General features: G+C 62.0%; 19 protein-coding genes and 3 tRNA genes. 7 read left to right on the plus strand and 15 right to left on the minus strand.

Translation table 11 applies throughout. The features are described 5' to 3' along the window. Positions 1-5: 5 nt before the first annotated feature. From clpX to AC3A4M_RS11700, 8 genes are all read right to left on the minus strand, one after another. Complete coding sequence (gene clpX / locus AC3A4M_RS11665; RefSeq protein WP_498731559.1) at positions 6-1,298, minus strand: ATP-dependent Clp protease ATP-binding subunit ClpX; 1,293 nt, start codon at positions 1,296-1,298, stop codon at positions 6-8. Between the two features lie 206 nt (positions 1,299-1,504). Beyond that, on the minus strand, positions 1,505-2,179 hold the full coding sequence (locus AC3A4M_RS11670) for an ATP-dependent Clp protease proteolytic subunit (RefSeq protein ID WP_074702141.1): 675 nt from the start codon (positions 2,177-2,179) through the stop codon (positions 1,505-1,507). A 51-nt stretch (positions 2,180-2,230) separates the two neighbouring features. Beyond that, entirely contained in the window at positions 2,231-2,830 is a 600-nt protein-coding gene (locus AC3A4M_RS11675) for an ATP-dependent Clp protease proteolytic subunit (protein ID WP_139005487.1), read from the minus strand. Positions 2,831-3,082: 252 nt separating this feature from the next. Beyond that, a complete protein-coding gene (gene tig, locus AC3A4M_RS11680; protein WP_498735891.1) occupies positions 3,083-4,504 on the minus strand; it encodes a trigger factor in 1,422 nt (473 codons plus the stop codon). Positions 4,505-4,558: 54 nt separating this feature from the next. Next, a tRNA-Pro gene (locus AC3A4M_RS11685) sits at positions 4,559-4,631 on the minus strand. 111 nt (positions 4,632-4,742) lie between these two features. Then, positions 4,743-4,813: transfer RNA gene (locus tag AC3A4M_RS11690), tRNA-Gly, on the minus strand. 64 nt (positions 4,814-4,877) lie between these two features. Then, entirely contained in the window at positions 4,878-5,765 is an 888-nt protein-coding gene (locus AC3A4M_RS11695) for an Fpg/Nei family DNA glycosylase (protein WP_498735892.1), read from the minus strand. A gap of 5 nt (positions 5,766-5,770) precedes the next feature. After that, entirely contained in the window at positions 5,771-6,244 is a 474-nt protein-coding gene (locus AC3A4M_RS11700; protein WP_498735893.1) for a ribose-5-phosphate isomerase, read from the minus strand. A 261-nt stretch (positions 6,245-6,505) separates the two neighbouring features. Here AC3A4M_RS11700 and pepN point away from each other — a divergent pair, with 261 nt between their 5' ends. Together pepN and AC3A4M_RS11710 are read left to right on the plus strand one after the other, a co-directional pair. After that, complete coding sequence (gene pepN / locus AC3A4M_RS11705; RefSeq protein WP_498735894.1) at positions 6,506-9,058, plus strand: aminopeptidase N; 2,553 nt, start codon at positions 6,506-6,508, stop codon at positions 9,056-9,058. Between the two features lie 111 nt (positions 9,059-9,169). Next, complete coding sequence (locus AC3A4M_RS11710) at positions 9,170-9,640, plus strand: OsmC family protein (RefSeq protein ID WP_498735895.1); 471 nt, start codon at positions 9,170-9,172, stop codon at positions 9,638-9,640. A 65-nt stretch (positions 9,641-9,705) separates the two neighbouring features. Here the strand turns inward: AC3A4M_RS11710 and AC3A4M_RS11715 are convergent, their stop codons facing one another. Next, entirely contained in the window at positions 9,706-10,149 is a 444-nt protein-coding gene (locus tag AC3A4M_RS11715) for an SRPBCC domain-containing protein (protein WP_498735896.1), read from the minus strand. Positions 10,150-10,407: 258 nt separating this feature from the next. Between AC3A4M_RS11715 and AC3A4M_RS11720 the strand changes: the two genes are divergently transcribed. Beyond that, positions 10,408-10,836: a globin gene (locus AC3A4M_RS11720; protein WP_498735975.1), complete on the plus strand. Its 429-nt coding sequence runs from the start codon at positions 10,408-10,410 to the stop codon at positions 10,834-10,836. Positions 10,837-10,872: 36 nt separating this feature from the next. Here the strand turns inward: AC3A4M_RS11720 and AC3A4M_RS11725 are convergent, their stop codons facing one another. Both AC3A4M_RS11725 and AC3A4M_RS11730 read right to left on the minus strand, forming a co-directional pair. Beyond that, positions 10,873-11,514 carry a DUF8185 domain-containing protein gene (locus tag AC3A4M_RS11725; protein WP_498735976.1) on the minus strand — a complete coding sequence of 214 codons (642 nt, stop codon included), beginning with the start codon at positions 11,512-11,514 and terminating at the stop codon, positions 10,873-10,875. Between the two features lie 19 nt (positions 11,515-11,533). Then, on the minus strand, positions 11,534-12,022 hold the full coding sequence (locus AC3A4M_RS11730; RefSeq protein WP_498735897.1) for an acyl-CoA thioesterase: 489 nt from the start codon (positions 12,020-12,022) through the stop codon (positions 11,534-11,536). Positions 12,023-12,146: 124 nt separating this feature from the next. Between AC3A4M_RS11730 and AC3A4M_RS11735 the strand changes: the two genes are divergently transcribed. Continuing rightward, on the plus strand, positions 12,147-13,049 hold the full coding sequence (locus AC3A4M_RS11735) for an acyl-CoA thioesterase (protein WP_498735898.1): 903 nt from the start codon (positions 12,147-12,149) through the stop codon (positions 13,047-13,049). Between the two features lie 131 nt (positions 13,050-13,180). Here the strand turns inward: AC3A4M_RS11735 and ettA are convergent, their stop codons facing one another. The 4 genes from ettA to AC3A4M_RS11755 form a co-directional block, all read right to left on the minus strand. After that, a complete protein-coding gene (gene ettA / locus AC3A4M_RS11740; RefSeq protein ID WP_074703383.1) occupies positions 13,181-14,863 on the minus strand; it encodes an energy-dependent translational throttle protein EttA in 1,683 nt (560 codons plus the stop codon). A 106-nt stretch (positions 14,864-14,969) separates the two neighbouring features. Next, complete coding sequence (locus tag AC3A4M_RS11745; RefSeq protein WP_498735899.1) at positions 14,970-15,473, minus strand: DUF6993 domain-containing protein; 504 nt, start codon at positions 15,471-15,473, stop codon at positions 14,970-14,972. A gap of 34 nt (positions 15,474-15,507) precedes the next feature. Then, a complete protein-coding gene (locus AC3A4M_RS11750) occupies positions 15,508-16,074 on the minus strand; it encodes a single-stranded DNA-binding protein (protein WP_498735900.1) in 567 nt (188 codons plus the stop codon). A gap of 965 nt (positions 16,075-17,039) precedes the next feature. Then, the gene (locus tag AC3A4M_RS11755; protein WP_498735901.1) at positions 17,040-18,032 is read right to left on the minus strand and encodes a GT-D fold domain-containing glycosyltransferase; all 993 of its coding nucleotides are present in this window, start codon (positions 18,030-18,032) and stop codon (positions 17,040-17,042) included. A 973-nt stretch (positions 18,033-19,005) separates the two neighbouring features. Between AC3A4M_RS11755 and AC3A4M_RS11760 the strand changes: the two genes are divergently transcribed. From AC3A4M_RS11760 to AC3A4M_RS11770, 3 genes are all read left to right on the plus strand, one after another. After that, positions 19,006-19,078: transfer RNA gene (locus AC3A4M_RS11760), tRNA-Arg, on the plus strand. A 536-nt stretch (positions 19,079-19,614) separates the two neighbouring features. Beyond that, positions 19,615-21,021, plus strand: coding sequence for a glucuronate isomerase (uxaC, locus tag AC3A4M_RS11765; protein WP_498735902.1), 1,407 nt, complete (start codon positions 19,615-19,617; stop codon positions 21,019-21,021). Then, positions 21,018-22,460 (plus strand): mannitol dehydrogenase family protein, encoded by a 1,443-nt coding sequence (locus AC3A4M_RS11770; RefSeq protein ID WP_498735903.1) that lies wholly within the window; start codon positions 21,018-21,020, stop codon positions 22,458-22,460. Before uxaC ends, AC3A4M_RS11770 begins: the two co-directional genes overlap by 4 nt. Positions 22,461-22,554 lie beyond the last annotated feature (94 nt).

Genomic DNA, 22,554 nt, shown 5'->3' on the forward strand with positions numbered 1-22,554 from the left:
TCCGGTCAGGCGGACTTGTTCCGCCGCTTGGCAACAACGTCGTGGGAAATGAGGGAGGGCTCCCCCTTGCCGTTCACCACATCGGCGGTAATCACCACGGAAGCGATGTCTTCGCGGCTGGGCAGATCGAACATCACCGGCTGCAGGGCTTCCTCGACAATGGCGCGCAGTCCGCGGGCACCTGTCCCCCGCTCGAGCGCGAGCTGGGCCACGGCCTCCAGAGCCTCCGGTTCGAAGGAGAGTTCAACACCGTCCAGTTGGAACATCTTCTGGTACTGCTTGATCAGCGCGTTCTTGGGTTCGGTGAGGATCTGGATCAGCGCGGTGCGGTCAAGGTTTGACACCGTGGTGATCACCGGCAATCGACCGATGAATTCGGGGATCAAGCCGAACTTCAGCAAGTCTTCCGGCATGACTTCGCCGTAGCTGTCGGCGTCCTTGCTGGCGTCGCTCAGCGGAGCGCCGAACCCGATGCCCTTGCGTCCGGCGCGTGAACCGATGATTTCTTCCAGCCCGGCGAAGGCGCCGGCCACGATGAAGAGCACATTGGTGGTGTCGATCTGGATGAATTCCTGATGCGGGTGTTTCCGGCCGCCCTGCGGCGGAACGGAGGCCACGGTTCCCTCGAGGATTTTCAGCAGTGCCTGCTGGACACCTTCACCGGAAACGTCGCGGGTGATGGACGGGTTCTCGCTCTTGCGAGAGATCTTGTCGATCTCGTCAATGTAAATGATGCCCTGCTCGGCCTTCTTGACGTCATAGTCAGCGGCCTGGATGAGCTTGAGCAGGATATTCTCGACGTCTTCCCCGACGTAACCGGCCTCGGTCAGGGCAGTTGCATCCGCGACGGCAAAGGGGACGTTCAGCCGGCGTGCGAGGGTTTGGGCCAGATAGGTCTTGCCGCAACCGGTAGGGCCGATCAGCAGAATGTTGGACTTGCCGACCTCAACGTCGTCCAGCGGACTGGTGTCCCCGAGGTTCGCTGAGCTCTTGGGCGCGTGCCCCGACTGGATGCGCTTGTAGTGGTTGTAAACGGCAACAGCCAGTGCCCGCTTCGCGGGTTCCTGTCCGATAACGTATTCCTGCAGGAAGTCGAATATTTCACGCGGCTTGGGGAGCTCGAAGGAACCGAGGTCCGAAACCTCGGACAGCTCTTCTTCGATGATCTCGTTGCAGAGCTCAATGCATTCGTCACAGATATAGACGCCGGGGCCAGCGATCAGCTTCCGGACTTGTTTCTGGCTTTTGCCGCAGAAGGAGCACTTGAGCAGGTCAGCGCTCTCACCAATGCGAGCCATATTCAGTCCCCTTACTTGGTCCTACTGGAATCGGTCAACGCCCGGGAGCGGCAGGTGGAGCTCCCATGCTCAGACGAATGAAGGCGGCTGACTTGCTTCCACTCTAAATCACTTGGCTGACAGTTTCAGTAACCACAGAGCCCGTGGTGCCATGTTAAGCACCACGGGCTGAGCGGATCAGCAATGAAGCTGCCGACACACAATCATTAGGCCTTGTTGATGGCCGGCTTGTGGATCTTACGCGAATCGAGGACCTGATCGATCAGGCCGTAAGACAACGCGTCCTCGGCCGTCAGGATCTTGTCACGCTCGATGTCAACGTTGACCTGGTCCGAGGTCCTGCCGCTGTGCAGCGCCAGAGTGTCTTCGAGCCAAGTGCGCATACGCATGACCTCGGCCGCCTGGATCTCAAGGTCAGAAGCCTGCCCGCGCTCACCGCCCCCGAGTGCCGGCTGGTGGATCAGCACACGCGCGTTCGGCAACGCCAGACGCTTGCCCGGGGTACCCGCCGCCAGCAGTACGGCGGCAGCACTGGCCGCTTGTCCGAGGCACACGGTCTGGATCTCGGGACGGATGTACTGCATGGTGTCGTAGATGGCCGTCATCGCGGTGAAGGAGCCGCCGGGCGAGTTGATGTACAGCGTGATGTCGCGGTCCGGATCCGTGGATTCCAGGACCAGCAGCTGCGCCATGACGTCGTCCGCCGAGGCATCGTCCACCTGCACGCCGAGGAAAATGATCCGGTCCTCAAAGAGCTTGGTGTAGGGGTCCTGGCGCTTGAAGCCGTAAGGCGTGCGCTCCTCGAACTGCGGTAGCACATAACGGCTGGTCGGAAGGTTGGCTGCGTGGCCGCCGGCAGCGGCAGCAAAATTGTGGTTCATCGTGATTCTCCTGCTTCTAATGATCGTAGGGCCGTGTCGCAGAACCTGCGATCATGAATCCTGTGAAGTTCCGCCGCCGCCGGTAACGCCGCCGGCGTGGGCCGAAATCTTGTCGAAGAAGCCGTACTCGAGGCCTTCCTCGGCGGTAAACCACTTGTCGCGGTCATTATCCTTGAGGATCTGCTCCACAGTCTGGCCGGTCTGCTCCGCGGTCAGCTCCGCCATGACCCGCTTCATGTGCAGGATCAGCTCGGCCTGGATCTTGATGTCGGACGCAGTACCGCCGATGCCGCCGGAGGGCTGGTGCATCAGAATGCGCGCGTGCGGAGTAGCGTAGCGCTTGCCCTTGGTTCCCGAGGACAGCAGGAACTGGCCCATGGAAGCTGCCAGGCCGGTGGCAACCGTGACGACATCGTTCGGAATGAACTGGATGGTGTCGTAAATGGCCATGCCTGCCGTCACCGAGCCGCCGGGCGAGTTGATGTAGAGGTAGATGTCCTTGTCAGGATCCTCGGCCGAAAGCAGCAGCAGCTGGGAACAGATGGCATTGGCGTTCTCGTCCCGCACTTCCGAGCCAAGCCAGATAATGCGTTCCTTCAGCAGGCGGTTGTAGATGTAGTCTTCCCGGGTGGCCGGGTCGACGGTGGCCATCTTCGGAGTGGTTGATTCACTGGACATTCTGAAATACCTCTCGCTTGTCCCCACAGGCTGCACCGGTGGCCGGTGCAGTCCCCAGGTTCTTTTTCCTTCTTGGACACTAACGCGGATCAGTGCTCGTTTCTGCCTTATTTACGGGCTGTTCGCTGACGGCGCATCAGCGCGCCGGGACCATGCAGGCAGGTGGTTAAACGCAGCAACCGCCCACCCCGTGAAGGGCAGGCGGCCGCCATGAAGCTCTGCTGTTTAGGCCTTGGACTCGGCAGCGCTGTCGTCCACGCTCTCCTCCGAAGTACCCTCTGCCGGAGCTTCCTCCGCCTGAGCGGCTTCTGCCTGCGCAGCCTGGATCATGTCCTCAACGTTCGGCTCTTCTTCACCGGCGGGGCGGACGAAGTCGCTGAGGTCGACCTCGGCACCGTTGGTGTCCGTAACCTTGGCCAGCTCCAGCACCTTGGCCAGGGCCTTGCGGCGGCGGACCTCGGAAACCATCATCGGCACCTGGCCGCTCTGGTCGATGAGCTGTGCGAACTGGTTCGGATCCATCCCGTACTGGCTGGCGGAGGAAACGATGTAGTCGATCAGCTCTGCCTGGCTGACGCCGACCTCTTCCTTGTCCGCCACGGCGTCGAGGATGATTTCGTTCTGGAAGGCACGCTCGGTGTTCTGGCGAACTTCGGCGCGGTGCTCATCGGTGTCGTGCTCTTCGCTGCCGTCGCTGTTCTCCGGGCGGAAGTGCTGCTCGAGCTGCTCTTCGATCACGGACTCGGGAACCGGAACCTCAACGAGTTCCATCAGCTTGTCCAGCACCTTGTCGCGTGCTTCGACGCCCTGCTCCATGACCTTGCTGTCGGCAGCCTGCTTTGCCAGGTCTTCCTTCAGCTCGGCAATGGTGTCGAATTCGCTGGCCAGCTGGGCAAAGTCATCGTTTGCCTCCGGCAGCTCGCGCTCCTTGACGGCCTTGATGACAACCTTGACCTCGGCTTCTTCACCGGCGTGCTCGCCACCGGCCAGCGTGGTCATGAAGGTAGCGTCTTCGTCCGCGCTCAGGCCGGTTACGGCTTCGTCCAGGCCCTCGAGCATGGTTCCGGCGCCGACCTGGTAGGACAGGTCCGCTGCGGAATCAACCTCTTCGCCGTTCACCTTGGCGCTGAGGTCCATGGTGATGAAGTCATCCTGGGCGGCGGGACGGTCGACAGACTTCAGCGTGCCGAACCGGCCGCGCAGGTCGTCCAGGGCCTTTTCGACGTCGGCGTCGCTGGCTTCGGCAGCTTCCACGGTGACCTCGAGTCCGGAGTACTCCGGCAGTTCGATTTCGGGGCGGATGTCCACCTCGACGTGGAAGGACAGCTGGCCTTCGGTGGCAGCCGGGTCCGGGACCTCGGTGATCTCAACCTCGGGGCGGCTCAGGGGGCGGATGCCGCTCTCCTGCACAGCGTTCTGGTAGAAACCGTTCAGGCCCTCGTTGATGGCCGTCTCGATGACGTAGCCGCGTCCAACCCGCTGGTCAATGAGCTTGGAGGGAACCTTGCCCTTGCGGAAGCCAGGCACCTGGATCTGGGAGCCGATTGTCTTGTAGGCCTCGTCAATGCTGGGCTTGAGTTCCTCAAAGGGAACCTCAACATTGAGCTTGACCCGGGTGGGGGTGAGGTTTTCGACAGCGCTCTTCACAGCGTTAGAACTCCTGATAGCTATAGGGGTTGGATCTGCACCAAGAATACAGAGTCGGGGCGACAGGACTCGAACCTGCGATCTCCTGCTCCCAAAGCAGGCGCGCTAGCCACTACGCTACGCCCCGTAGTGCACGGCAAGTCTACGGCCTAAGCAGACTCCGTGCACAATCGGCGGCGGCAAAAGGACTGCCGCCTTAACGAAAAAGACGGACCGCTGCCGGTCCGTCTCATCGCAGAGGGGATGACGGGAATCGAACCCGCGTAATCAGTTTGGAAGACTGAGGCTCTACCATTGAGCTACATCCCCAGGACGTTGAAACTCTAGCATGACCACGGACCTGTTTCGCAAATCGGTGGTTCCGGCGCTCCGTTCAGGCCTGCTGGCAGCTGGGACACCAGTAGAGCTTGCGGTTTCCCATCTCTGCCAGCACCACGTCAGTGCCGCAGACGCGGCAGCCGAGCCCCTGGCGCTGATAGACATAGTGCGCGTTGTCCGGCCACACCGGCCGCCCGCTGCCATCCCGATGTTCGGCGCGCGTGGTGATGATCCGCCCGTCCCGGACACCGTCGTGCATGACCAGAGCGATGTCCTCCCACAGCAGTGCCGCTTCCTCCGCTGACAGGCTTTTGCCCGGGCGCCACGGATTCAGCCCGCCGCGGAACAGCGTCTCCGCCCGGTAGATGTTGCCGACACCGGCGATGACATCCTGGCTCATCAGCAGTGTGCCCACCGCGGAGCCTTTGGATGTCAGCCGCTGGACAAACTCGTCCGGGCCGGCATCCGGCTGCAGCGGGTCCGGCCCCAGTTTGGCGACGACGGCGGACCGCTCGCCTTCGGTGATCACTTCGCAGGCCGTCGGCCCACGCAGATCCGCCCAGCCGTGCGCTGACACGAGCCTGGCTCTCACCTGGCCCAACGGCTCCGGCGGACCGTCGTACGCAGGGTGGGGATCGTCGTCGTACGCTTCACGCTCCCCTACCCGGCGCGGGGCACCGATGCTGGAGGCGCCGCGGAAAGTCTGGTCGCCGCCGAAGTCCCAGGCGCCGTAGAGACCCAGGTGGACGCGCAGAATCAGCTCGTTGTCGAAGTGCAGGAACAGTTGCTTGCCGTGCGCGCGGGCAGCTTCCAGGATGTGTCCGTTGACCCGCTCCGCGCCGGCAGCGAAGCGGCCCTGCGGACTGCTGACGGCGAGGCGCTGACCGCCGAAGACGGAATTGAACTGTGCGGCGAGGCGGTGGACCGAGTGGCCTTCAGGCATGTGCTTTAGGCGGGAACTTCGCCGGTGGTTTCGTACGCGGCGATCTTGCCGATCCGCCGCACGTGGCGCTCGGCGTTGGAGAACGGCTCAGCCAGGAACGCTTCGATGATCGCGGTAGCCTCTTCCACGCTGTGCTGGCGGCCGCCCACCGCGACGACGTTTGCATCATTGTGCTCGCGCGCCAGTTTGGCCGTGTCCAGGTTCCAGGCCAGCGCCGCACGTGCGCCCTTGACCTTGTTGGCCGCGATCTGCTCGCCGTTGCCGGATCCACCCAGCACGATGCCGAGGGCGTCCTGGCCCGCAGCCTGGTCTGCCACGACTGCGAGCGCCGCGTTGATGCAGAACGACGGGTAGTCGTCCTCGGCGTCGTATTCCTTGGGGCCGTGGTCAATGACCTCGTAGCCTTTGCCGCTCAGGTGGTCGATCAGATGGTGGCTCAGCTCGAGTCCGGCGTGGTCGGTGGCAATGTGAACGCGCATATACGGTCCTTCAGGCGGGAGGGGCGGAAGAATGACGGCTTCAAGCCTACTCTGAACCAACGTGCTTGCCAGCGGCCAAGGCCGGACCGGCGACGCAACGGAACCGGAACTTTTCCTTCATTGCATCACGCCGGTGCTGTACATCCACGGGCCTGGTGAAAGAATGGCCGCACTGTGCACGGGTCCTTTCAGAGCGCCCCTGCACTCCGCACCGTCCCCGCCGGGACCCGCTACGACACTGGAGGCATCACTTTGCCAGGTTTGAATTTGACCCGCGCCGAAGCCCGCGAGCGCGCCGCATTGCTCAACGTCGAGTCCTACGACGTCACCCTGGACCTGACCCGGGGCGAGAAGGTCTTCGGCTCCACGACCGTTGTGAAATTCTCGGCAACGGCGGGTGCGTCGACTTTTATCGACGCCATCACGGATACGGTGCGCTCCGTAACGCTTAACGGTGTGGATCTGGATCCCGCGGAGGTTTCCAACGGCGTCCGCATCCAGCTGCCCAACCTGGCGGCATCCAATGTCCTCACCATCGACGCTGACGGGCTGTACATGAACACCGGCGAGGGACTGCACCGCTTCGTGGACCCGGTGGACAACGAGGTCTACCTCTACAGCCAGTTCGAGGTGCCCGATTCCCGCCGCATGTTCGCCGTCTTTGAGCAGCCGGATCTGAAGGCTGCCTTCCGGTTCACGGTAACTGCGCCGTCGCACTGGGACGTCATCTCCAACTCCCCCACCCCCGCGCCCGTCGCCGCCGGGCCCATCGGGGAAGGCGGCGGCGCCTCCACCTGGGACTTCGAGCCCACCCCGCGTATCTCCTCCTACATCACCGCGCTCATCGCCGGCCCGTACCAGTCGGTCCGCAGCGAGCTCACCAGCTCCGACGGCCGCACCGTCCCGCTGGGCGTCTTCGCCCGCAAGTCGCTGATGCAGTACATGGACGCGGAGAACATCTTCGAACTCACACGCCAGGGCTTCGCGTTCTACGAGAAGCAGTTCGGCACGCCATACCCGTTCGCCAAGTACGACCAGCTCTTCGTCCCCGAGTTCAACGCCGGCGCGATGGAGAACGCGGGTGCCGTGACCTTCCTGGAGAACTATGTCTTCCGGTCCAAGGTGGCCGAGGCCATGGTGGAGCGCAGGGCCATCACCATCCTGCACGAGCTCGCGCACATGTGGTTCGGGGACCTGGTCACCATGCGCTGGTGGAACGACCTGTGGCTGAACGAATCCTTTGCCGAGTTCATGTCCACGCTGGCTGCCGCGGAGGCCACGGAGTGGAAGCAGGCCTGGACCACCTTCGCCTCGATGGAGAAGTCCTGGGCCTACCGGCAGGACCAGCTGCCCTCCACGCACCCCATCGTCGCGGACATCCCGGACCTGCAGGCCGTACAGGTCAACTTCGACGGCATCACCTACGCCAAGGGAGCTTCCGTCCTGCGCCAGCTCGTGGCCTGGGTCGGCCAGGAGCAGTTCATGGCCGGCGTGCGCGAATACTTCGGCAAGCATGCCTGGCAGAACACTGAGCTGGAGGACCTGCTCTCGGAGCTGGAGGTATCCAGCGGCCGCGACCTGAAGGAGTGGTCCGCGCTGTGGCTGGAGACCGCCGGCGTCAATACGTTGCGTCCGGAAATCACGACGGACGACGGCGGCAAGATCACCTCGTTCGCGATTCTCCAGTCCGCGGTACCCGAGTTCCCGACCATCCGGCCACACCGGCTCGCCGTCGGCTTCTACAACCTCGATGCCGAAGGCAAGCTGGTACGCACCCACCGCGAGGAGCTCGACGTCGACGGCGAGCGCACGGAAGTGCCCGAACTCGCCGGCCACGAACGGCCTGCGCTGGTGCTCCTGAACGACGATGATCTGGCCTACGCCAAGATCCGGCTGGACGAGGTCTCCCTCGCGACGTCGAAGGTCCATGTGAAGGACTTCACCGAGTCCCTGCCGCGGACCCTGGTACTCGCCTCCGCCTGGGACGCCACCCGCGACGGCGAAACCCCGGCACGGGAGTACGCGGAGCTGATCCTGAACAACATCGCCTACGAATCCGATTCCTCGGTGGTGCTGGTACTGCTGCGCCAGCTTGCAACCACACTGGCCTTCTACGTCAACCCCGCGGACCGCAAGCGCCTGACCCTCGCTGCAGCTGACCGGCTGTGGGACCTCAGCCAAATCGCCGAGGCGGGCTCCGACGCCCAGCTGCAGTTCGTCAAGGCCTTCGCGCTGCATGCCCAGACCGATGCCCAGCTCGACGCAGTGGCTTCGCTGCTCTCCGGCGAGCGGATCATGGACGGCCTCACCGTCGACGCGGACCTGCGCTGGGAGCTGCTGACGTCGCTGGTAGCAGGCGGCGAATTCGGGCAGCCGGAGATCGACGCCGAGCTCGAGCGCGACGCCACGGCCACGGGCCAGCGCGCCGCCGCTCTGGCCAAGGCGGCCATCCCCACAGCTGATGCGAAAGCGGCGGCCTGGGACGCCGTCGTCGTTCGCGGTGATCTGCCCAACGCCACCCAGCAGTCCGTCATCGCCGGTTTCAACCGGGTCCACGACACTGCCCTGCTGGAGCCCTACGCCGCTGCGTACTTTGCCGCGGTCGAGGACATTTGGAACACCCGCACGCATGAGATCGCGCAGCAGATTGTGGTGGGGCTCTACCCCTCGCAGCTGGCCACGCAGTCCACCGTGGACCTCACCGATGAGTTCCTCGCGGCGCTCGGCGCGGACTCGCCGGCACTGCGGCGCTTGGTACTGGAAAGCCGCGACGGCATTGTGCGGGCGCTGAAGGCCCAGGCCGCCGACAAGTAACGACGCCGAAAGACCGTCCCCCCGACGGTCGCACAGTCAGGACATGCCTGCGGGACTGGTTCCCCGCAGGCATGTCCCACGCATAACTTCTCCACGTGCTTTAATCCGGTCATGGACCTCAGCAACCACCGCTACCGCATATCGCTCGCCTGGACCGGAAACCGTGGCGAAGGCACTTCGTCTTACCGGAGCTACGGACGTGACCACGTCATCACCTCGCCGGGACTTCCGGATCTTGCCGGCACCGCCGACCCCACCTTCCATGGGGATAAAGACCGGTGGAATCCGGAGCAGCTCCTGCTCACCGCACTGTCCCAGTGCCACATGCTCTCCTACCTGCACGTTGCGGTGAAAAACGGCATCGTGGTGACCGAATACACGGACGACGCCGAGGGCACCTTGCACCTGAATCGGGACGGCAGCGGCGAATTTACTTCCGTAACGCTTCGGCCGCGCGTCACTGTTGCGGACCCGGCCCACAACGACCTGGCACAGAAGCTGCACCACGACGCGAACCAGGTCTGCTTCATTGCCCGCAGCGTCAATTTCCCGATAATGCATGAACCTGTCACAGTGAACTGACCCCGCTCCCGGCCGGCTGCGCCCGACCCAAGATGGAACAACCCGGCAACACGCCCGAGCGGTGTTCAGCGGCTGCGGGCCAGATCGCTCAACGTGGTGAACCCGGTTCGCCAAGCCGTGAGGTTCATCGCGGCCAGTTCACGGGCCTCCACCATCGACCCGGCGATCTGCTCGAATCCATGCTCGGTCACGAAGAGCCTGGTGCCGGTCCCTTCCGGCTCCAGCCGAAAGGTCACCACGGTACTGGCGCCTAGCTGCGGTTCCGTCTCAGGTTGTGCCGCATAGCGGTACTGGAAGAGTCCGTACGGCTGGACCTGCAGCACCTTCCCGAGGAAACGGCCATGGTCGCGCCACCTGTGTTCAATCCGGCCACCGTTAACCGCTTCGCAGACCGCACCATCGAACGCATACCAGCGACGGATGGCGTCAGGATCGGTCAGCAGGCTCCAGACTCTCTCGGGCGGCGCGTCGATGACCAGGTCATGTTCGATGCTGATGTCCTCATGCATTCGTGCCCTCCTGATCGCCGCAACAACTCCCGCCGCCACCAGACTAATTCCTCCTCGCCGCTCCGGATCCAGAGCCACGGGGAATTAGCCGCAACGGGCCAATGTTGGAGACAATGGGACCAGATACCAACGAACAGGCTGCCAATAGTTATGACTGATAAAAACCTTCCCTCTGCCTCGCTGCCGGAAGCTACCCCTGCTGCCGCCGCGGACGGCGGTGCAGCCACCGTCCCCCTGCAGTCGCGGTTCGGCCAGCCCATCGCGACGCTGCAGCCGGCACCACGGGCGGCCAACGCGTTCCAGCAGCCGGAGTACACGGACAACTTCTATGATGCCGTGGGCGGACATGAGACCTTCGTGAAGCTGGTGGACGTTTTCTACGAGGGCATCGCTGAGGACGAAGTGCTCCGGAAGATGTACCCGGAGGAGGATCTGGGACCTGCCACGGAACGGATGCGGATGTTCCTCGAGCAGTACTGGGGCGGCCCCGGCACGTACAGCGAGCAGCGCGGCCATCCCCGGCTGCGGATGCGTCACCAGCCGTTCAAGGTTGATTTCGACGCCCGCGACCGCTGGCTGACCCACATGCGAAAGGCCGTGGACTCGCTCGAACTGCCGCCGCTGTACGAACAGACCCTATGGGATTACTTCGAGCGGGCAGCCCACTCCATGGTTAACAGCGCCTAGCTCGCTTGCTGCCGTTCCCGCCCTCGAGTGCAAGGCCTAAAGGGACGCACCGCTGCGAACCAGCACATGGCCGCGGGCCGTGGACAACCGCAGCCAGCGGCCACTGCGGAACAGCGCTGCCGGTTGATCATCCAGGAAGCCCAGCGTCAGCGCCGCGAATGCCGCACCGGCAGGCAAAGGCACGCTGGCCGCCGGCAATGATCTGCCCCATACAGCGCTGCGGGCATTATTGACGATCAACTGGCCCGGTTGCGCCGGCACGGCTGCTGCCACTTCCCGAATTCCCGTCTCGGCGGCAGCCCGCAGATCCTCGGACGAAATCTGCTCCACCGGTTCCCAGCCCGAGCGCGGAGGCAGTACCCCGGTCCAGGATTCCTTGACCTGCATCGGCGGCAGCGGCAGGACAACGTCATTCTCAGCCATCCGTGCCAGCCGGTCGGCCATCGATGCCAGCGATACGGTCATTTCGGCCTGGGCCGGACGCCCCAGCGGCATTGTCCGCAGCCCCAGAATGGTCGGCGTTGCTTCCCCCAGCAAGCGCGGCCTCATGAGGCAAACATAGGCGGCGAGGACAGCGCCGGAGACCTGCAGGTGGACGGCGCCGTCGTCGGCAGCGCGCGCCCGTGTGATGTACGTGCGCAAGTCCGCCGTCACCTGTGGATCGGCCAAGCTCAGCATGATCGTTTCGCCCACGGAATCAGGCACCTGCACTTTCCGAAGCACGACGCCGGAAGGGGACTTCCGGTCCTTGGTAACGTTCCAACGCTTTTCGGTACAGGTCCGGCAGTGGTACCGGCCGGCCGGATTCGCGGTTCACCAGTACCATCGTGGTCTCCCCCACGGCGTACGTTGCCGAACCGTCCTCTTCGGAAACGTTGTAGCCCAGCCCAAAGCTGGAGCCGCCCACCTCCGTCACCCAGACATTGACGTAGACCGGTTCCGGCCGGAAAAGCAGCGGCGCGAGGTATTCAATCTCCTGCCGGCCCACCAAGGTGAAGTTCCCCGCTCCGGCCAGATCGCTCACGGACAGCTGTCCGCCGTCGTCCGTAGTCTGTCCTGAAGGGCTGCCGTGCAGCCGGACGCGTGCCGTCTCCAAGTAGCTCAGAAAGGTCACGTTGTTCACGTGGCCGTAGGAATCGATGTCGCTGAAACGGAGCTGCAACGGGAACCGGGACACTTTAGGCATGAGACCATCCTCTCAAGCCACGGCCGCGCGGCGCGAACCGGCCGAGGTAGTTGAGCCGGGGGCCGGTGCGAACTAGTCTCGGAAGGGTTCCATTACTCTCGGGTAACGCCGGCAAGGAGATTCCATGACAGCCTCTGACGAGCGCATTGAGCCCACCACGGCCCTGCTGCAACTGCTGGACCTCTCGGACGCGGACGGCGCCAATACCGATGAGGAGATTTTCGTTGGAATTTCGGAGCCGCAGCCTCACGGACGGGTCTTCGGCGGGCAGGTTCTCGCGCAATCGATCCTGGCCGCTGTCCGCACGGTGGATGAGGCCCGGCAGATCCATTCCATGCACGGCTATTTCCTCCGCCCGGGGGACGCCAATGCGCCCATCACCTTTGGCGTGCAGAAGCTGCGCGACGGGCGGTCCTTTTCAGCCAGGCGGACCCATGCCTATCAGAGCGGCGTGCCCATCCTCTCCATGATCGCTTCTTTCCAGGTACCGGCCGACGGGGTGGACCATCACGAGCCCTTTCCGGAGGGCATTCCCGACCCGGAGTCGCTGCCGAGTACGGCCGATCTCCTGAGCGAATTCGAGCATCCGATCGCGCAGCAATGGGCGCACGAACGGCCCTTCGATATCCGGCACGTGCAGAGCCCCTTGTACCTCCGGGCCGAAGGAGAACGTGAGCCGACCAACGCTGTCTGGATGAAATCCAAAGGCCCGCTGCCAGACGATCTGAACCTGCATCGGGCGGCGCTAGCTTATGCCAGCGATTACACGCTGCTTGAACCGATCCTGCGGCGCCATGGAATAGCGTGGATCAGCCCCGGCATCAAGTTCGCGAGTCTGGATCACGCCATGTGGTGGCACCGGCCGTTCCGGGCGGATGAGTGGTTGCTCTATGTCCAGAATTCGCCAAGCGCTTCCGGTGCACGCGGATTGGGTGTCGGCCGGGTCTTTACCCGCTCCGGTGAGCTCGTGGCCACAGTGGCGCAGGAAGGCATGATGCGTATTCCCGTCGAGGCCGTGGACGCATAGCGACGCTGCGACCGAATCAAAATGGTCCGTCCGGCTGTCAGCAGCCGGACGGACCATTTTCTTTAGTTGTGCGACATCTTCAGTTGCACCATCTGCCAGTGTGCCGCCTATGCAGTTGAGGGAGCCGCGATCTAGTCGCGGGTAAGCCGACGGTGCGTAACGCGATGCGGCTTGGCAGCATCCGGGCCGAGTCGCTCGATCTTGTTCTGCTCGTAGGCCTCGAAGTTACCTTCAAACCAGTACCAGTTCGCCGGGTCCTCCTCGGTGCCTTCATAGGACAGGATGTGGGTGGCCACCCGGTCCAGGAACCAACGGTCGTGGGAAATGACCACGGCACAGCCGGCGAATTCGAGCAACGCGTTCTCCAGGCTGGACAGCGTCTCCACGTCGAGGTCGTTGGTCGGCTCGTCGAGGAGCAGCAGGTTGCCGCCCTGCTTGAGGGTCAGCGCCAGATTCAGCCGGTTACGCTCGCCGCCGGAAAGCACCCCGGCCTTCTTCTGCTGGTCCGGGCCCTTGAATCCGAAGGCGGATACGTAGGCGCGGGACGGCATCTCCACCTGGCCGACCTGGATGAAGTCCAGTCCGTCGGATACGACTTCCCACAGCGACTTGTTCGGGTCGATTCCCCCACGGCTCTGGTCCACGTAGGAAATCCTGACGGAGTCGCCGATCTTCAGATCGCCGCCGTCGAGTTCCTCGAGGCCAACGATCGTCTTGAACAGCGTGGTCTTGCCGACGCCGTTGGGGCCGATGACGCCAACGATGCCGTTGCGCGGCAGGGAGAAAGACAGCCCGTCGATCAGCGGGCGGTCGTCGAAGCCCTTCTGCAGGTTCTTGCCTTCGACGACAAGCTGGCCGAGGCGCGGACCCGGCGGGATCTGGATCTCTTCGAAGTCAAGCTTCCGGGCGCGGTCCGCCTCGGCCGCCATTTCCTCATAGCGGGCCAGACGTGCCTTGGACTTGGTCTGACGGCCCTTGGCGTTGGAGCGGACCCAGTCCAGCTCCTCCGACAGCCGCTTCGCCAGTTTGGCGTCCTTCTTGCCCTGGACTTCGAGGCGGGCACGCTTCTTCTCCAGGTATGTGGAGTAGTTACCTTCGTACGGGTAGAGGTGCCCGCGGTCAACTTCGGCGATCCACTCGGCCACATGGTCAAGGAAGTACCGGTCGTGAGTCACGGCCAGCACTGCCCCGGCATAGGACTTCAGGTGCTGCTCGAGCCAGAGCACGCTCTCGGCGTCGAGGTGGTTAGTGGGCTCATCAAGGAGCAGCAAATCAGGCTTCTGGAGGAGCAGCTTGCACAGTGCAACGCGGCGGCGCTCACCTCCGGAGAGTACGGTTACGTCGGAGTCGCCGGGCGGGCAACGTAGCGCGTCCATGGCCTGTTCGAGCTGGGAATCGATGTCCCATGCATCGGCGGCGTCGATAGCCTCCTGCAGCTTGCCCATCTCGTCGAGCAGCTTGTCGTAGTCCGCATCGGGGCTGGCCATCTCTTCGGAGATCTCGTTGAAGCGCTGGATCTTGCCGTAAATTTCGCCGACGCCCTCCTGGACGTTGCCCAGGACGGTCTTTTCTTCGTTCAACGGCGGCTCCTGCAGCAGGATTCCCACCGAATATCCGGGGCTGAGCCGGGCCTCGCCATTGGACGGAGTGTCCAGACCAGCCATGATTTTCAGGATGGTGGACTTACCGGCGCCATTCGGACCGACAACGCCGATTTTGGCTCCGGGATAGAAGGACATGCTCACGTCATCGAGGATGACCTTGTCGCCAACGGCTTTGCGGGCCTTGGTCATTGTGTAAATAAATTCCGCCATGCCCATAAGGCTAGTGGGTGGCGGGGCAGAACTCACATTTGAGGGCCGGCGTCTGCCATGGTTCAAGCCGCCATTCGCGTGCAGTTAGACGCTGCAGCCGTTGCGGTCAGGAGCCATGGCCGACAAAGCAGTTTCCGGCCGGCAGAACCGGCAGCACTGACATCGCAACCTCGCCTTCACGTACCTGCCCGATAATGCATTGCTCATCTACCGGTGCTGCAGCCTCGATCGCGTCGACGGCCAGGCCTGTGGGAGTGATATCGGCCGAGACTTCAATTTCGTCTTCACCGAATCCGGCGTCGGTCATCGCCTTGATCATCTGCGACTCATTCGGCCGGGGCGACGAAGCTGCGAGTTTCTCAAGCTGCCCCCGTACCTGCCTTTCGGCTACTTCCACGGCCGACGCTTGCTCCGTCTCAACGGCAGGTTCAGCAGTTTCAGTTGTTGCAGGCACTGTTGCGGCGGCAGGCGCATCGCTGCTTTTCGCTGAATCGGCAGCTCCCGATCCGACAGCCGAGCATCCTGCCAGCGCGAAGCCGGCCGCAAATAACCACGCGGCGCCAGCAAAGCGTACTTGAACTGAACGTTCCTGTCGGTGCAGATTTTTCACGCTGTCATTCTGTCACGCCCCGGCTCCGTCTCTCCTATCCCGCCATCCGCAGTCCGTTCCCATCGCGCTCACCAATCGAAATTGAGTTGTCATCGTTGAAGTCAGGAACTGCCTCCGTTGAAGCGTCCGTTCCCCAGTCGTATACCTCTCCTGTGCCAGCGTTGACGCCGTCGGGGGACCGTTGTTCCGCACCGGGGAGGGGGCTCGCTGAGAGCTGCTGGGTTTGCGGCTCCTGCCTCGACGAAATACTGCGAACGAAATTGCTCGTTCCCCAGAACAAGTCATGACCCAGCGATTCAGCGTCGATCTCACAGGCCGTCCCCTGCCGCCCGTCATCGCTGGTCCATTGGCGAAGCCGGAGCTTGCCAGTAACGATGACGGGTTGGCCTTTCCTCAGGCTTGATCCGATATTCTCGGCCAACTTCCGATAGCACTGCACCGTGTACCAGTTGGTCTGACCGTCCACCCATTCCTGGGTTTCACGGTCGAATCGCCGCTCTCGGGAAGCCAGCCGGAAGTCAGCACAAGCAGTCCCGCCCCTGGTCGTTCCAGCCTTGATATCGGTTCCTATAATTCCCCGGACAGTAATGATGTCTGTCATGATCCTGCTCCTCCTCACGATGCCGGCGGAGTTACCGACATCCCCAGTCTGCAAATCCCTTCTGCCCAAAAGTAGCCATAGGAGCACGTTTGTGGAGTGCCGGACATCACGCGTCGCTGTGCAGGACGAGAAGTGACTTCGAAGAATCGCAGGCAAGAGGATAAACTTGCTGACTGGCGGAGCGATCCGCCGCCAGCCTCGGTAGCTCAGTGGATAGAGCAGGTGCCTCATAATCTGACTTTGGCCAGTACACCGCTGCTCTCCCAACGTGGATTATGCGATCGCGCGAGAGTTTACTTTTCGACACCGACAACCTGCTTCTCAGACATGATGCCGTTGGGTTTGATCTTGCCAGTGGCAAAGTCGCGGCCGGTCTACGTCGAGGGCGACAGATTGAGCCTGTGAAGCTTGCGCTCAACTTGGCGGATTGTCTTCTTGATTGACGAGCAGCTTGCCTCTTATGAAACGTTCATCTTCTTCTCGATGTGCTTCTTGGCGCGATTCACCTCGCGCTCAGACTCTAGCGAGTAGAGACCCGGATTGATATTTACGGCGGCTTCGACGTTGAGAACGTTTGTCGAGGATTTGCCGCTCGGTACTTAATGGGTAGCCGTCAGTGCCGGGCCGAACGACGATAACGCTCTTTTACGTTCGGCCATGGAGTTGCTCTGTATGTGGTGCAAGGGCTTCTAAAGGGGGTGAAGTGAGAATCCGCCCCGCGTTCAGGGATGGCGGGGTCAATAGTAAAATTCACGAGGAGAGTGCTTGAGGACGGGGAGAAAAAAGACGTGGAATTGCGTCTACGAAATTCATGGGGGTTGGAAGTAACTGCTCAGCACCCTCTGAAGTCGAGCTTGAATCGAACTACACCGCTTCGACGCCCCTGTGAGATTTCGAATCAAGTAGTCCATGGCATCGTTCGTCCGGGTATCGAGACCCTATACAGCTCCACCTTTTTACGTGGATTAAGTAGTTTCCCGGATCATGGGTGAATGTTCGGGGAAGTCTCCGCCGTTGATACCGTACTCATAACTGCTGCTCAAGTGACCGATATCCAATGCCCAGCGGCCAGCCGCAGCCAGGTCTTTTGCAAGGATCGTGCCGGCTGCCCCAAGGCTGATCAAGATCAGATCCGAGGCGTCCGATTCGAGGCGGTCAAGGATTTGGGGCAGCTCGGTGAAGGCGTCCCGCGGCGCCGTGTACTCAAACCCGATAGAAGCAGCGGAGTTGAACAGTCCCGGGACAAGCCCGAAACGTGAGCCCTCCCCTGTCACGACTGTGACAGTGAGGCCGTCCCACACGGAACGCCACGCCTCAACAGCTTCAGTACCGTGTACCTGGAAGCAGATCGGACGTGAGACATGACTGTTCCCAAATCGCTCGATGCGTTCGAGGATCGGGTGGATTTGTCGCCACGTCTCACCATAAAATCCGCCCCAGAACACGTCCCGATAGCCGAATGGTAGACCAATCAGCAACGTGTCAAGGTTCTCGACGCCGTAGTCCAACGTGCCGCGCAGTGCGTCCATCAACTGTTTCGAGTTCCGCTGGAACTTTGAGTTGTACGCCAACCGGGTCATCAGCTTGAACTCGCCATCTCCGAAGCGGGCAAAACTCAACCGCTCACTACGCACCAACCGCAGCGTCTCGATCATCCCAAGCTGCCGCTCGGCGAGGAACGCTTGCATGTGGTCAAGAACCGGGGCGGCTAACGTCACACGTATGCTGTCCTGAACGCGCCGCGACTGGTACGACTCGGAAACGAGCCGGTCCAACGTCTTCCCGTGCCGGCGCGATTCCTGGAGCTCTTTAATGATCAGCTCGTTTTGGCGCAAGAGTAACTCATTTTGGCGTTGCAATAGCCTCGCTTCCTCACTATGCCCGGCAACCAGGTTCTGCACCCCATCAGCAACACTTTCAAGATTGCGGAGAACTTTCCGAATACGGCGTTTGAGCATTTCTTTACCCCCGGTAGAGAGACTGTGGCATAGCAGTTGACAAGCAAACTACTTTACGCGCAATTCCACTTACTCTCACTAGGCGACCTCACGTTTCCTGCACGATCACAAACCGCCCTCGCAGCCCGCGGTAGTTATACAGAAGGAATGAATACCTCCCGATATGGAGGTCACCGCCTACCCCGACCCTTTACGCCCTGCCATTTTACAAAAACAACGCAAGCACCTGCTATGACTCCGGCCCTTATTTCAAGTGCGACCTGTTTCAGGCCGAATATGCCAAAGCCGCTGGCACCGGAGAAACTACCGGATCGAGCATCACATCAAGAACTTGGCCGGTCCATCCTCAACAGCAAAATGCTCGGCAACGACGGCAAACTCCACGGGGAGGTACAACCTTTATCCACGCCGACAACAGAACCCTTTATCGTGGCCATCGACAGCGCCGTAGCCCGCGTTGTAACAACTTCGACGAATCCCTCGACACCGTTCGCCCCGACGTCGGGGCCACCTTTACTGGCAACGACAAGGGAGGCGTCTTTGAGGAGGAAGTCGAGGCGAAGTAAATGGAAGTGCTGCTTCAGTACCCAGGCTCGGTCCTCTGGCCGCTCTGCATCCAAATCCTCGCCCTGCCAGCAACCTCCGCTATCAAAACGTTCCAGTTCGACTCGGCCGCCAGTCCCCGACCTCACTCCTGGTGTATCGTGGCGTGGTAAGTACAGTGTTCTTACCGGAGTGACTAGCACAGCTAAAAGCCTGACCCTTCCGACCGTTTTATTCTTGATGGGATACAGTTCCTGCGAGTCAGCACCTAGATGTGGACAATGGATCAACTCGCAGTACGGCCAGCGTAAAGCTGGCACAATGCCGGAAATATAAGACTTTTTGTATACCGGCACATACCTAGATATAGATCCCGTCCTCACCGGTGGCAGGGCCATGCCCGTATTTAAGCTATGCTCGTTAATCGCTAGCCTCCGTAGCTCAATGGATAGAGCAACGGCCTTCTAATCCGTAGGTTGCGCGTTCGAGTCGCGCCGGGGGCACCTCGTACAGTAATTTAGGCAGAATCGCCCTGACAGGACGCGCGGACACAACGTCCTGGCTCTCCCACGGCCAGGCCAGACCGCGTTACTCGGGCGTCTGCCCGCGCAGCGATAGAGCACGTTGGATGGAGCGGGGAAACTCTGCTCGTGCGGGCCCCGCACGGAACAGCACCAGGCACCGAACTCATGTTCCGCCGCAGGCACACAGACGATGTCACGATGGTGCCGGCCTCCAGCGGAAAATGGATTGTGGAGTTGCCTGAGAGCGAGCCGGGCGATATCTTCGACGCTTTCATCTGCTCGGCGATCAAAGCGGAAAGCGTCTGGCTTTCGATATCGTCGATGTCGTCCAAAGACCGCCTATGCAAATCTATGCAACGGCCCACGGGTCATTCTCCGTGCGCCACGTCAACAACAGTGTGGTCGCAAAGGGACGTCGCTGGCTAAAGCGGAGAATCCGGGCTCAAGCGCAGTAGGCGCTGCCAACAAATGGCAACTCGTTGACCACACTTCACGTGCTTGGCAACGATAGTGCAATGTCAATCTCTCTAGCCGCCGAACCTGATCGGCTTCTACCTGCTGAACCCGGCGTCCGAAAGATCGCGCGCGGGCTCCTGGAACTTGTCCAAGACCTGCCTATTATTTCTCCCCACGGTCATGTGGACGCCACCGTCCTGGACAAAAATTCTCCCTTCCCTGATCCTGCAACGCTGCTGATCAGCCCTGACCACTACGTCACCCGGCTCATTCATGCCAGTGGTGTCCCGCTCGATCGGCTGCGCGTGGGAGGATCCACCACGGCCTCGCCCCGCGATGTATGGCGGGAGTTCGCAAAGGCCTGGCCGTTGTTTGACGGCACCGCGTCCGGATACTGGCTGCGGTCCGAATTCGAACACGTGTTTAAGCTCGAACAGGAAATCTCCGAAGCGACCGCCGACGCCACGTTCGATGCCATCCAGAACAGGCTCAGTGAACCCGGTTTCCGCCCGCGCCAGCTTTTCAAGGACTTTAACATTGAGGTCCTTGCCACGACTGACGATCCGCTGGACAGCTTGGAGTCCCATGCGGCGCTGGCTGCTGATGCCACGTTCCAAGGTCGGGTTCTGCCTACGTTCCGTCCGGACGCGTACTTGAACATCAGCCATCCGACTTGGATCGAAAACGTCGACCGGTTGATTACCACCGCCAGCGACGGCACCACCGGATACGCGGGCTACATCCGTGCATTGGAAAACCGCCGGCAGCACTTCGTCGACCATGGCGCCGTCTCCGCGGATCATGGAGTCCGCACTCCGCAGACGCTCAAGCTGGACCGTGCGGAGGCGGAAAGCCTCTTCAACAAGGCCCGCCGTGGGGAAGCCACCGATGCCGACCGTGACGCTTTCGAAGCCCACATGATGTACGAGATGGCGCGCATGTCAGTCCAGGACGGTCTGGTCATGACGGTCCACCCCGGCTCATTCCGCAACCACCATCTACCGACCTTCGAAAGATACGGCGCTGACACCGGCCACGACATCCCCTTCGCCGTCAACTACACCGAAGCCATCCGCCCGGTCCTCCAGGACTTCGGGACAGCAGAGAACTTCAACTTGATCCTCTTCACCCTGGATGAAACGGTGTTTTCACGGGAACTGGCCCCCTTGGCCGGCTTCTACCCCGCCGTCTACGTCGGTGCCCCGTGGTGGTTCCTCGATGCACCGGATGCAATGTTGCGCTTCCGCTCGGCCATCACGGAGACCGCCGGGTTCTACCGCTCCTCCGGCTTCATCGACGATACCCGCGCCTTCTGCTCCATCCCGGCCCGCCACGATGCGTCCCGCCGGGTTGAAGCTTCGTTCCTGGCACGGCTTGTTGCCGAACACCGCGTTTCCGAGTCCCGTGCCGCCGAGCTGATCGTGGATATTGTCGATGCCGCACCGCGAAGGGCTTTCAAACTGTGACTGCACAAACCGCAGCCCAGCCACTGAACCGGCAGACCTACCGGGCAGGCACCCCCGCGCCGATCCGGATTATCCACATTGGGCTCGGCGCTTTCCACCGTGCCCACCAAGCGTGGTACACGCATAAAGTAGACGCCAACCACGAATGGGGCATCGCTTCGTTCACCGGACGCAGCCCGCAAGCTGCCGAAACACTTGAGGCCCAGGACGGGCTTTACACCCTCGTCGAGCGGGCCGAAGACGCAGACAGCTTCGAGGTCATCGAAAGCATCAGTGCGGCGTACGACGGCGGCAACATTGGTCGGCTCGGCGAGTTACTGTCGCAACCGACGACGGCGATCGTCACGCTGACGGTGACGGAAGCTGCGTACTACCTCGGTTCCGACCGGCAGCTCGATCTAGCGGCCGAGCCGGTAGCCGCCGACGCTGCCTTGCTGGGCCAGTGGTGGAAAGCGTCGGCAGCCCTCGTTGGTTCCAGCGGCTCCGGCCGTCGCGGCGTTCCCTCGACCGCCGCTGCACGGCTGCTCACCGGCCTGGATGCACGTCGGCGGGCAGAAGCCGGGCCAATTGCCGTGGTTTCCTGCGACAACCTCAGCGCCAACGGCACGGCTGCGCGCAATGCCGTACACGGTCTCGCATCGGCGATAGCACCGGAACTGGCTGGCTGGATCGATGAAAACGTATCCTTCGTGGATACCTCCATTGACCGGATCACGCCGCGGACTACGGATGAGGATGTAGCCGGCGTAGCCGCTGCAACCGGCTTTGCGGACCGGTCCCCGGTAGTAACGGAACCGTTCCATAGCTGGGTCCTCTGCGGCGAGTTCCCTGCCGGCCGGCCTCCCTGGGAGGATGCCGGCGCAGTGTTCGTCGACAGGATTGAGCATTTTGAACGGCGCAAGCTGTGGTTGCTTAACGGAGCCCACTCCCTGTTGGCCTATGCTGGCCAACTCCGTGGCAGCCACACCGTAGCGCAGGCCTTGCATGATCCCGTTTGCGCTGCCTGGATCGAAGAATTCTGGGATGAAGCCGCGGAACACCTTACTGAGCCGGAGCTCAAGGTCGACGAGTACCGGGCGGCCCTGCTGGCAAGGTTTGGCAATTCGCGCATAGCCCACATGCTGGCCCAGATCGCCATCGACGGGAGCAGCAAACTGCGCATGCGCGCTGTCCCTGTGATCCAGGCGGAACGCGCGGCCGGACGCCCTGGACAGGCAGGTGCCCGCCTGATTGCCGCATGGATCGACTACCTGACAAAAGCCAGTAACGACGGCGCGGACGTGCGCGATGCCGAGGCTGAACGCATCAAGCCACTGCTGGCATTGGACGGGCGGGAACGAACTGCCGCGCTGGTGAAACTACTGGACTCGGAATTCGCCGCCGAAGACGGCGTCGTTGAAATGGTCCATGCCCTGCGCGGAACGTTCATAGACCAGTAAGGGCAACGGGCGCTAGGTCGGAAACCCGGCAACTTGTGGCAACTCCTTGCCACCCGGTTTCCGGCCTAGCTACGGTTACGTGAAGATTTGAAAT

The sequence above is a fragment of the Arthrobacter sp. Soil_C_60 genome, from assembly GCF_057656375.1.

Coding starts and splice junctions, on each gene's coding strand:
- AC3A4M_RS11715 (WP_498735896.1), bottom strand. CDS start 10,149: ATGCATGAGGACATCAGCATCGAACATGACCTGGTCATCGACGCGCCG.
- AC3A4M_RS11725 (WP_498735976.1), bottom strand. CDS start 11,514: ATGCTGAGCTTGGCCGATCCACAGGTGACGGCGGACTTGCGCACGTAC.
- AC3A4M_RS11730 (WP_498735897.1), bottom strand. CDS start 12,022: ATGCCTAAAGTGTCCCGGTTCCCGTTGCAGCTCCGTTTCAGCGACATC.
- AC3A4M_RS11670 (WP_074702141.1), bottom strand. CDS start 2,179: ATGAACCACAATTTTGCTGCCGCTGCCGGCGGCCACGCAGCCAACCTT.
- AC3A4M_RS11710 (WP_498735895.1), top strand. CDS start 9,170: ATGGACCTCAGCAACCACCGCTACCGCATATCGCTCGCCTGGACCGGA.
- AC3A4M_RS11755 (WP_498735901.1), bottom strand. CDS start 18,032: ATGCTCAAACGCCGTATTCGGAAAGTTCTCCGCAATCTTGAAAGTGTT.
- AC3A4M_RS11750 (WP_498735900.1), bottom strand. CDS start 16,074: ATGACAGACATCATTACTGTCCGGGGAATTATAGGAACCGATATCAAG.
- AC3A4M_RS11735 (WP_498735898.1), top strand. CDS start 12,147: ATGACAGCCTCTGACGAGCGCATTGAGCCCACCACGGCCCTGCTGCAA.
- AC3A4M_RS11700 (WP_498735893.1), bottom strand. CDS start 6,244: ATGCGCGTTCACATTGCCACCGACCACGCCGGACTCGAGCTGAGCCAC.
- clpX (WP_498731559.1), bottom strand. CDS start 1,298: ATGGCTCGCATTGGTGAGAGCGCTGACCTGCTCAAGTGCTCCTTCTGC.
- AC3A4M_RS11695 (WP_498735892.1), bottom strand. CDS start 5,765: ATGCCTGAAGGCCACTCGGTCCACCGCCTCGCCGCACAGTTCAATTCC.
- AC3A4M_RS11675 (WP_139005487.1), bottom strand. CDS start 2,830: ATGGCCACCGTCGACCCGGCCACCCGGGAAGACTACATCTACAACCGC.
- uxaC (WP_498735902.1), top strand. CDS start 19,615: ATGTCAATCTCTCTAGCCGCCGAACCTGATCGGCTTCTACCTGCTGAA.
- ettA (WP_074703383.1), bottom strand. CDS start 14,863: ATGGCGGAATTTATTTACACAATGACCAAGGCCCGCAAAGCCGTTGGC.